The sequence below is a fragment of the Amnimonas aquatica genome (assembly GCF_002943415.1).
Taxonomy (GTDB): Bacteria; Pseudomonadota; Gammaproteobacteria; order Pseudomonadales; family Moraxellaceae; genus Perlucidibaca; species Perlucidibaca aquatica_A.
Genome location: NZ_PTQZ01000050.1, coordinates 1 through 9164 on the forward strand (window position 1 = coordinate 1; position 9164 = coordinate 9164).

Here is a 9164-nt window from a genome sequence, read left to right on the forward strand (position 1 = left end):
AGGGCGACACGATCTTCAGCAGCCACTGGTAGCACGGGTGGCATTCCATGCCGATGCGCAGCGCGCCGCGCTCGCCCTGGGCGAACTGGCGGATGCGTTCCTCGGCGTGCTGCAGCTGCGGGATCAGCCTGTTGGCCACCGCCAGCAAGTACTCGCCGGCCTGGGTGGGTCGCAGGTTGCGGCCTTCGCGATGCCAGACCGTGGTGCCGAGCTGACCCTCCAGCTTGCGTATGGTGTGTGAAAGCGCTGACTGCGTCAGGTGCAGCTGCTCGGCCGCGGCGGTCAGCGAGCCGTGCTGGTCGACGGCGCGGATGATGGCGAGGTGGATGCGCTCGAGCATGCTATTCATGAGCCATATTCATTGAATGGCCGGAGAATACCATTTTCCGTCATGATCAGCCGCGCATTTGCGATGCCGTCACCTTGCGGAAACCCTCATGGCAGATGAAAAAAGCCCTGCACGAGAGGCAGGGCTTTTCGGTACGGCAAGGGGGAGAGCAGGTCAGACGTTGAAGCGGAAATGCAGCACATCGCCATCCTTGACGATGTAGTCCTTGCCTTCCAGGCGCCACTTGCCGGCTTCCTTGGTGCCGGCTTCGCCCTTGTACTGGATGAAATCCTCGTAGGCGATGCATTCGGCGCGGATGAAGCCTTTCTCGAAGTCGGTGTGGATGACGGCGGCGGCCTTGGGCGCGGTGCAGTTGACCGGAATGGTCCAGGCACGCACTTCCTTCACGCCGGCGGTGAAGTAGGTGTGCAGGTTGAGCAGGCCATAGCCGGCGCGGATGACGCGGTTCAGGCCCGGCTCGTCCATCCCCAGGTCGGCGAGGAAGGCGACCTTGTCATCTTCGTCGAGTTCGGCGATCTCGGCTTCCAGCTTGTTGCAGATCGGCACCACCACGGCGCCTTCGCCGGCGGCGAGTTCGCGCACGGCGTCGAGGCGCGGGTTGTTGTCGAAACCGTCCTCGGCCACGTTGGCGATGTACATGGTCGGCTTCAGGGTGAGGAAACCGAAGGACTTGATGAGGAGGCGCTCGTCGGCATCGAGGCCGACGCTGCGCGCGGGCAGGCCTTCATCCAGCGCCGGCTTGATCTTTTCCAGCACGGCCTTGATCGCGATGGCTTCCTTGTCGCCACCCTTGGCCTGGCGGGTCAGGCGCAGCAGCGCCTTTTCCACGCTGTCGAGATCGGCCAGCGCCAGCTCGGTGTTGATGATGGCGATGTCGTCCAGCGGGCTGACCTGGCCGGCGACGTGGATGACGTTCTCGTCTTCGAAGCAGCGCACGACATGGGCGATGGCATCGGTTTCGCGGATGTTGGCGAGGAACTGGTTGCCCAGGCCTTCACCCTTCGAGGCGCCGGCGACCAGGCCGGCGATGTCGACGAACTCCATGCTGGTCGGGATCACGCGCTCGGGCTTGACGATGGCGGCCAGCGCGTCGAGGCGAGGGTCGGGCATGGGCACCACGCCGGTGTTCGGCTCGATGGTGCAGAACGGGAAGTTCTCGGCCGCGATGCCGGCCTTGGTCAGGGCGTTGAACAGGGTGGACTTGCCGACGTTGGGCAGGCCGACGATGCCGCAGTTGAAACCCATCTTTCTTGCTCCCTGCCGGCGGCAGCCGCCGGCACTCAGTCAGTTCGGCTCAGGCCTGGCCGGCCTTGAACCCGTTCAGTTGATTCATGACGCGGGCCAGTTCGCCGGCCAGCAGCGCATCGGTGTGGCGCAGCGCCTCGTCCACGGCCTGGTCGATCAGGTCCTGCTCGCTGCGCGGCGCCTTGCCGAGCACGAAGCCGGTGACCAGCGCGCTGCTGCCCGGATGGCCGATACCGACGCGCAGGCGGTGGAAGCCGTTCTGGTTGCCCAGCGCACTGATGGTGTCGCGCAGGCCGTTGTGGCCGCCGTGGCCGCCGCCGGTCTTGAGGCGGATCTGGCCGGGGGGCAGGTCGAGCTCGTCGTGCGCGACCAGGATCTCGGCCGGCGTGATCTTGTAGAAGCCGGCAACGGCGCCGATGCTCTGGCCCGAGCGGTTCATGTAGGTGGTCGGCACCAGCAGGCGCACATCCTGCCCGTTCACGCTGGCGCGCGCGCTCAGGCCGAAGGCCTTGGCATCGGGAGCCAGGCGCACGCCGAGGCGGTCTGCCAGGCGCTCGACGAACCAGGCGCCGGCGTTGTGCCGGGTCTCGGCATACTGCGGGCCCGGGTTGGCCAGGCCGACGATGAGTCGTGGGGCGGTCATGTGCTGCTGCTTCCGGAAACTGTCGCGATTCTTGCGGCAGGACGGGGGCGGGTCAATGGCTGGCGGCATCGGTGCCGGAAATGAAAAGCGGGGCCTGAGCCCCGCTTTTCACCAAGCCACGCGACGGATCACTCCGCGGCGTCGCCCTTGGTGGCGTGCACGTTGGCCACCGGCTGGTCGTGGTCGTGGCCCAGCGCCAGCACCGGGATCTCGACGCCCTTCGGCAGCTTGAGATCGGACAGGTGCAGGGTGGTGCCGACGTGCACGTCAGCCAGGTCGACTTCGATGAACTCTGGCAGGTCGCCCGGCAGGCAGGACACTTCCACTTCCGAGGTGAAGTGGGTGATGGCGCCGCCTTCGGTCTTCACGCCAACCGAGCTTTCCTGGTTGATGAAGTGCAGGGGGACCTTGATGGTCAGCTTCTGGGCGGCATCGACGCGCAGGAAGTCGGCGTGCAGCGGCAGACCCTTGACCGGGTGGCGCTGCAGGGCCTTCAGCACGGCCTGCTGCGGCTTGCCATCGAGGTTGATGGTCAGCACGTGGGAGTAGAAGGCTTCGTTTTCCAGGGCCTTGACCAGTTCACGCAGTTCCAGGCTGATCGATTCAGCGGCGGCACCGCCACCGTAGATCACGGCCGGGACCTTGGCGTCCAGACGACGAAGGCGGCGGCTCGCACCTTTCCCTTCGTTCGTCCGGCTCTGCGCATTCAGCGAAAAGTTTGCAGCGGACATCTTGTTTCTCCGTTGTGCCGGATGCTTGCGACCAGCATCCGGCGGGTTTCCGCCCGCCGCGGAACTGCGGCGGGTNATGGATTCCTCGTTGTTGATGCGGCGCAGGGTTTCCGCGAGCAGCGCCGACATCGACAGCTGGCGGATGCGGCCGCAGGCCTTGGCATCGTCGGAGAGCGGGATGGTGTCGGTCACCACCAGCTCGTCCAGCTGCGAATTGCGGATGTTGTCGATGGCCGGGCCGGACAGCACGGCGTGCGTGCAGTAGGCCACCACGCGACGGGCACCGTGTTCCTTGAGCGCGCCGGCGGCCTTGCACAGCGTGCCGGCGGTATCGACCATGTCGTCGACGATGATGCAGTCGCGGCCCTTCACTTCGCCGATGATGTGCATGACCTGCGATTCGTTGGCCTTCGGGCGACGCTTGTCGATGATCGCCAGGTCGGCGTCGTCGAGCTGCTTGGCCACCGCGCGGGCGCGCACCACGCCGCCGACGTCCGGCGACACCACCACCAGGTTCTGGTAGTCCTGGCGCTCGATGTCGGCGAGCAGCACCGGCGATCCGTAGACGTTGTCCACCGGAATGTCGAAGAAGCCCTGGATCTGGTCGGCGTGCAGGTCGACGGTGAGCACGCGGTCGACGCCGACCGTGGTCAGCATGTCGGCCACCACCTTGGCGGTGATGGGCACGCGCGCCGAACGCACGCGGCGGTCCTGGCGGGCATAGCCGAAATAGGGGATGACCGCGGTGATGCGACCGGCGCTGGCGCGGCGCAGGGCGTCGGCCATGACGATCAGTTCCATCAGGTTGTCGTTGGTCGGTGCGCAGGTCGACTGCAGGATGAAGACATCCTTGCCGCGCACGTTGTCGTTGATCTCGACCGCGATCTCGCCGTCCGAGAAGGTGCCGACGTGGGCGGCGCCAAGCGGAATGTGCAGATGGCTGACGACCTTGCGGGCCAGTTCCGGATTGGCATTGCCTGTGAACACGACAAGGTTTGGCATGATGACGGGTCGACTCGGCCTGACGGATGGAAACGAATAATGGCAGGGGCGGCTGGATTCGAACCAACGCATGGCGGGATCAAAACCCGCTGCCTTACCGCTTGGCGACGCCCCTATATACGGTGTGGCCGGAGGATCCGGTCGAGCGCGACATGCGCGGGCGAGCGGTTCAATCCCCGGCTGATGAAGCCCGCTGCCGGCGCCTGCGCGAGTATCCGCTCCGCTTCATGACGATCCGGGCAGGCCATGAACACGCAGGCGCCGGTTCCCGTCATGCGCGCGGAACCCCGCTGCGCCAGCCACTCCAGGGCTGCATCCACTGCGGGGGAAAGACGTCGGACCACGGGTTCGAAGTCGTTGCGGCCGCCCCCCGCAAAGAAGGCGCGCATTGTAATGGGGGTGGTATTTCGAGTCAATTCCGGGTGCCCGAAGGCGGCGGCCGTGGAAACGTGCGCTTCCGGCGTCAGCACGACGTACCAGGGCTCAGGCAGATCAATGGCTTGCAGGCGCTCGCCGACGCCCTCCGCCCAGGCCGCGAAACCGCGCACGAACACCGGCACATCGGCGCCCAGCGACAGTCCCAGGTCGGCCAGGCGGTCGCTGCCCAGTCCGGTCTGCCACAGCGTGTCCAGCGCCAGCAGGGCGGTGGCGGCATCGGACGAGCCGCCGCCGAGCCCGCCACCCATGGGCAGGCGCTTGACCAGGCGGATGTCGGCGCCGAGCTCGCAGCCGGTGTGCCGCTGCAGCAGGCGGGCGGCGCGCACGATCAGGTTCTGCGCCGCCGGCACGCCGTCGATCTCCGGGGACAGGGTGATGTCGCCGTCAGCGCGCAGGCTGAATGTGATGTCGTCGCTCAGGTCGAGGAACTGGAACACGGTCTGCAGGTCGTGGTAGCCGTCCGCGCGGCGGCCGGTGACGTGCAGGAACAGGTTGAGCTTGGCCGGCGCCGGCAGGCTGAGCGAGGTCAGCGGCGGTGCCAGGTCGGTGTGCGCTGCCTGGGTCATGGCGCCGGGCTCGCGGCGGACGGGGTGCTGGCCGCGTCAGCGGGAGCGGCGCCGGCCTGATCGACTGCACTGTCGACGGTCGGCGGCGAGCCCGGCTGCCAGCCGGCCACCGTCAGCACGATGCGGTTGTTCGCCTGGGTCATGACCAGTCGCGTCGGTACGCGGTAGCCCGACAGCACCTGCTCGCCCATGACGCGCGTGGTCCAGCCGCGCTCGCTGAATTCGCGCAGGCCGTCCGGCTCGGCCAGCGGCGTGATGGCGGTGTCGGCCTCCGCCGGCCAGCCGGTGAGCCAGGCATTGAGGCTGTCGAGCGGAATCGGGATGCCGGTCAGCGCCTTCGCCAGCAGCTCGGCGCTGGCCGATTCGCGCCGGCCCAGCCAGGCGTTCTCCAGCACCAGCCAGCCGTCGCGGCTGCTCAGCGTGGTGCGGCCCTGGTTGAGCGGGCCGGCGGCCTCGGCATCGTAGCCATCGCCAAGGCGCTGCCAGCTGTAGGTGGCGGAAACGGTCTGGCCGAGGAAGCGCACGCCGGCCTTGCCTTCCATGCGCCAGGCATCAAGCTGGCGTGCATCGGGCACGCCGGCGGCGGGCGGCGCGGTCGCCGGGGCCGGCGCCAGCAGGCTGCAGCCGCCCAGCAGCAGGGGTGCCAGCAGCGCCAGCGCCATCAGCACGGGTCGCGCCCGGCCGGGCGATGCCGGCGCCGGCGTGCCGGAAGCCGCCTGCCCGGAGACGGGCGGAGCGGCGTGCGGTGGCGCGGCCGGTGCGGTAGACAGCGGGGCGGTCATGGCGTGCACGGGGCATCCTGCGGGTGGTCCGATGGTGGCGGCAGTCTAGCAAATGCGCGCCGCGGATTTGTCTTTGGGGGGATGATCCCGCACAATTCGTGGCCATTCCCGGCCTTTGCCGGGCACAGGGTCGGGCATGGGTCTGCTGGCATTCGGCATCAATCACAAGACGGCATCCGTCGCCTTGCGCGAGCGCGCGGCATTCACGCCGGAGTCGCTGGTGTCCGCCCTGCGCGAAGCCCGCGAGCAGGGCGGGCTGAGAGAGCTGGCCATCCTGTCGACCTGCAACCGCACCGAATTCTATGGCGCCCTGCCCGATGGTGCCGCCGACACCCTGCTGCAGTGGCTGTCCGCCGCGCGCGGCATTCCCCCCGATGAGCTGCGCCAGGTCTGGTACTGCCATGATGGCGACGAGGCCGTGCGTCATGCCATGCGCGTCGCTTCAGGGCTCGACTCCATGATCCTCGGCGAGCCGCAGATCCTCGGCCAGATGAAGTCCGCCTATGCCGAGGCGGTGCGCGCCGGCACCCTCGGCGCGGAGCTGGAGCGCCTGTTCCAGGGCACCTTCGCCGCCGCCAAGCAGGTGCGCAGCGAGACCGACATCGGCAGCAGTCCGGTGTCGATCGGCTTCGCGGCGGTGACGCTGGCGCGCCAGGTCTTCGAGTCGCTGGCCGATGCCCCGGTGCTGCTGGTCGGCGCCGGCGAAATGAACGCGCTGGTGGCCCGCCATCTGCGCGAGCAGGGCGCGGCCGAGCTGATGCTGGTCAATCGCACGCTGGCACGCGCCGAGGCGCTGGCCGCCGAGGTCGGTGGCGAGGCCATGCCCTGGTCGCTGCTCACCGACGCGCTGACCCGCGCCGACATGGTGGTGAGCTGCACCGGCAGCACCGAGCCGGTGATTTCGGTGGCGCAGGTGAAGGCGGCCCTGAAGCGGCGCCGGCACCGGCCGCTGCTGCTCATCGACATCGCGGTGCCGCGCGACATCGATCCGGCGGTGGCCGAGCTCGATGATGTCTTCCTCTATACCGTCGATGACCTGCAGTCGGTGATCGATGCCGGCTGGCGCACGCGCCAGGCCGCCGCCGCGCAGGCCGAGACGCTGATCGCCGAGCGCGTGCGGCGTTTCGCCGCCCAGCAGCGCGTGCAGCAGGAGGCCGTGGCCATGATCCGCGGCCTGCGCGAGCAGGCGCAGCAGCTCGCCGCGCTGGAGCAGCGGAAAGCGCTCGACAGCCTGCGCCAGGGCGGTGACCCGGAGGCCGTGCTGGCGCGCTTCCAGCACAACCTGGTCAACAAGTGGCTGCACGCGCCCACGGTCGGCCTGCGCCAGCTCGCGGCTTCCGGCGAAGATGAGCTGGTGACGCGCTTCGCGGCACTGCTCGGGGTCAGCGTGCCGGAGGCCGTCGCGGGTGATGACCATCGCAGCGACCAGACCGGCGACCCGACATGAAAGCCTCCATTCTGACCCGCCTCGACCGCCTCGCCGAGCGTTTCGAGGAGCTCAACGCCCTGCTCGCCGATGCCGGCGTGATCGCCGACCAGCAGCAGTTCCGCAGGCTGTCGCGCGAGCATGCCGAGCTGGAGCCGGTGGTGCAGGCGCTGCTCGACTACCGGCGCGTGCAGGCGCAGCAGGCCGAGACGCGCGCGCTGCTGGCCGACCCGGACTTCCGTGACCCCGAGCTGCGCGAGCTGGCCGAGCTGGACATCGCCGAGGGCGGCGAGCGCCTGGTGTCGCTGGAGGCGGAGCTGCAACGGCTGATGATTCCGCGCGACCCCAACGACGACTGCAGCATCTGGCTGGAAGTTCGCGCCGGCACCGGCGGCGACGAGGCGGCGATCTTCGCCGGCGACCTGTTCCGCATGTATTGCCGTCATGCCGAACGCATGGGCTGGCGGGTCGAGGTGGTGTCCGGCAATGCCGGCGAGCATGGCGGCTACAAGGAAGTGATTTCGCGGGTCGAGGGCGCGGGCGCCTATGCCGCGCTCAAGTTCGAGTCCGGCGTGCACCGCGTGCAACGCGTGCCCGCCACCGAGTCGCAGGGACGCATACACACCTCCGCCTGCACGGTGGCCATCCTGCCCGAATCGGAGGAGGTCGCCGCGGTCGAGCTCAATCCGGCCGACCTGCGCGTGGACACCTACCGTGCCAGCGGTGCCGGCGGCCAGCACGTCAACAAGACCGACTCGGCGGTGCGCATTACGCATATTCCCACCGGGGTCGTGGTCGAGTGCCAGGACGAGCGCTCGCAGCACAAGAACAAGGCGCGCGCTCTCTCGCTGCTGGCGGCCAAGCTGCTGGCGGCGCGGCAGAGCGCGCAGCAGCAGGCGTCGGCGTCGCTGCGCCGCGACCTGGTCGGTTCGGGCGACCGCTCCGAGCGCATCCGCACCTACAACTTTCCGCAGGGCCGGGTCACCGACCACCGCATCAACCTGACCCTGTACCGGCTGGACGAGATCATCGCCGGCGATATCGGCGAGCTGGTCGCCGCGCTCGCCACCGAGCACCAGGCCGACCAGCTGGCGGCGCTGGCGAGCGAAGACTGATGCCATGACCAACGATCACGAGGCACCACGCATCGACGACTGGCTGCGCCGTGCCGCGAGCCGACTGGCGGATGCCCCGGCCTGGCGCAGCGGCAGCGATGACGCGCCGGGGCGCGAGGCGTCCTGGCTGCTGGCGGCGGTGCTGGGGCGCGACCTGGCCTGGCTGATGACCTGGCCGGAGCGGCGGCTGTCGGACGCCGAGCTGGCGCGTGCCGATGACTGGCTGGCACGCCGCTGTGCAGGCGAGCCGCTGGCCTATCTGCGCGGCGAGCACGAGTTCTGGTCGCTGCCGCTGCGGGTGACGCCGGCCACGCTGGTGCCGCGCCCTGACACCGAGCGGCTGGTCGAGGTCGTGCTGTCCTGTCTGCCGCCGGCTGCCCGCGTGCTCGACCTGGGTACCGGCAGCGGCGCCATCGCGCTGGCGCTCGCGCACGAGCGGCGGGATGCCGAGGTGACCGCGGTCGACCGCAGCGCGGAGGCGCTGGCGGTGGCGCGCGGCAATGGCGAGCGGCTGGAGCTGCCGGTGCGCTGGCTGCACGGCGACTGGTTCGCCCCGGTGGCGGGCGAGCGCTTCCATGTCGTGGCCAGCAATCCGCCCTATATTTCCGATGACGACCCGCACCTGGCGGTGCTGGCGCACGAGCCGTCGACGGCGCTGGTGGCGGCAGACGACGGCCTTGCCGACCTGCGCCATCTGGCATCGACGGCGCCAGCGCACCTGCTGCCCGGTGGCTGGCTGCTGCTCGAGCACGGCTTCGCCCAGGCCGCCGCCGTGCGCGCGGCGCTGGTGGCGGCCGGCTTCACCCAGGTGCGCAGCTGGCAGGACCTGGCGGGCCAGGACCGGGTCAGCGGCGGCTGCCTGCCGCC

At 69.3% G+C, this 9164-nt stretch carries 9 protein-coding genes, 1 tRNA gene and 1 pseudogene; 3 read left to right on the plus strand and 8 right to left on the minus strand.

Going from position 1 to position 9164, the window contains the following annotated elements; genetic code table 11:
* From C5O18_RS03500 to lolB, 8 genes and pseudogenes are all read right to left on the minus strand, one after another.
* Positions 1-349 (minus strand): LysR family transcriptional regulator (locus C5O18_RS03500; protein ID WP_241146722.1); only part of this gene is annotated, 349 nt, incomplete at its 3' end.
* Between the two features lie 153 nt (positions 350-502).
* On the minus strand, positions 503-1594 hold the full coding sequence (gene ychF, locus C5O18_RS03505; protein WP_105191504.1) for a redox-regulated ATPase YchF: 1092 nt from the start codon (positions 1592-1594) through the stop codon (positions 503-505).
* A gap of 49 nt (positions 1595-1643) precedes the next feature.
* Positions 1644-2237 carry an aminoacyl-tRNA hydrolase gene (gene pth, locus C5O18_RS03510; protein ID WP_105191506.1) on the minus strand — a complete coding sequence of 198 codons (594 nt, stop codon included), beginning with the start codon at positions 2235-2237 and terminating at the stop codon, positions 1644-1646.
* A gap of 128 nt (positions 2238-2365) precedes the next feature.
* Positions 2366-2968, minus strand: coding sequence for a 50S ribosomal protein L25/general stress protein Ctc (locus tag C5O18_RS10710; RefSeq protein WP_206389711.1), 603 nt, complete (start codon positions 2966-2968; stop codon positions 2366-2368).
* A gap of 78 nt (positions 2969-3046) precedes the next feature.
* Positions 3047-3970: pseudogene (locus tag C5O18_RS10715) on the minus strand (ribose-phosphate diphosphokinase); the annotation flags it as partial.
* A 40-nt stretch (positions 3971-4010) separates the two neighbouring features.
* Positions 4011-4085 (minus strand) — tRNA-Gln (locus C5O18_RS03520).
* A complete protein-coding gene (gene ispE, locus C5O18_RS03525) occupies positions 4084-4974 on the minus strand; it encodes a 4-(cytidine 5'-diphospho)-2-C-methyl-D-erythritol kinase (RefSeq protein WP_241146723.1) in 891 nt (296 codons plus the stop codon). The genes C5O18_RS03520 and ispE overlap by 2 nt, the downstream gene beginning before the upstream one ends.
* Positions 4971-5756 carry a lipoprotein insertase outer membrane protein LolB gene (gene lolB, locus C5O18_RS03530; RefSeq protein ID WP_105191510.1) on the minus strand — a complete coding sequence of 262 codons (786 nt, stop codon included), beginning with the start codon at positions 5754-5756 and terminating at the stop codon, positions 4971-4973. The genes ispE and lolB overlap by 4 nt, the downstream gene beginning before the upstream one ends.
* A gap of 136 nt (positions 5757-5892) precedes the next feature.
* On the opposite strand from lolB, the gene hemA reads away from it, so the two are divergent.
* The 3 genes from hemA to prmC form a co-directional block, all read left to right on the plus strand.
* Positions 5893-7203, plus strand: a complete 1311-nt coding sequence (gene hemA, locus C5O18_RS03535; protein WP_105191512.1) for a glutamyl-tRNA reductase — start codon at positions 5893-5895, stop codon at positions 7201-7203.
* Entirely contained in the window at positions 7200-8297 is a 1098-nt protein-coding gene (gene prfA / locus C5O18_RS03540; protein ID WP_105191514.1) for a peptide chain release factor 1, read from the plus strand. The genes hemA and prfA overlap by 4 nt, the downstream gene beginning before the upstream one ends.
* A 4-nt stretch (positions 8298-8301) precedes the next feature.
* Positions 8302-9164 (plus strand): peptide chain release factor N(5)-glutamine methyltransferase (prmC, locus tag C5O18_RS03545; protein WP_105191516.1); only part of this gene is annotated, 863 nt, incomplete at its 3' end.

What these genes read in the sequence shown, in the direction of transcription:
- hemA (WP_105191512.1), top strand. Translation starts at nt 5,893, where the DNA reads ATGGGTCTGCTGGCATTCGGCATCAATCACAAGACGGCATCCGTCGCC.
- prfA (WP_105191514.1), top strand. Translation starts at nt 7,200, where the DNA reads ATGAAAGCCTCCATTCTGACCCGCCTCGACCGCCTCGCCGAGCGTTTC.
- ispE (WP_241146723.1), bottom strand. Translation starts at nt 4,974, where the DNA reads ATGACCCAGGCAGCGCACACCGACCTGGCACCGCCGCTGACCTCGCTC.
- ychF (WP_105191504.1), bottom strand. Translation starts at nt 1,594, where the DNA reads ATGGGTTTCAACTGCGGCATCGTCGGCCTGCCCAACGTCGGCAAGTCC.
- lolB (WP_105191510.1), bottom strand. Translation starts at nt 5,756, where the DNA reads ATGACCGCCCCGCTGTCTACCGCACCGGCCGCGCCACCGCACGCCGCT.
- C5O18_RS10710 (WP_206389711.1), bottom strand. Translation starts at nt 2,968, where the DNA reads ATGTCCGCTGCAAACTTTTCGCTGAATGCGCAGAGCCGGACGAACGAA.
- pth (WP_105191506.1), bottom strand. Translation starts at nt 2,237, where the DNA reads ATGACCGCCCCACGACTCATCGTCGGCCTGGCCAACCCGGGCCCGCAG.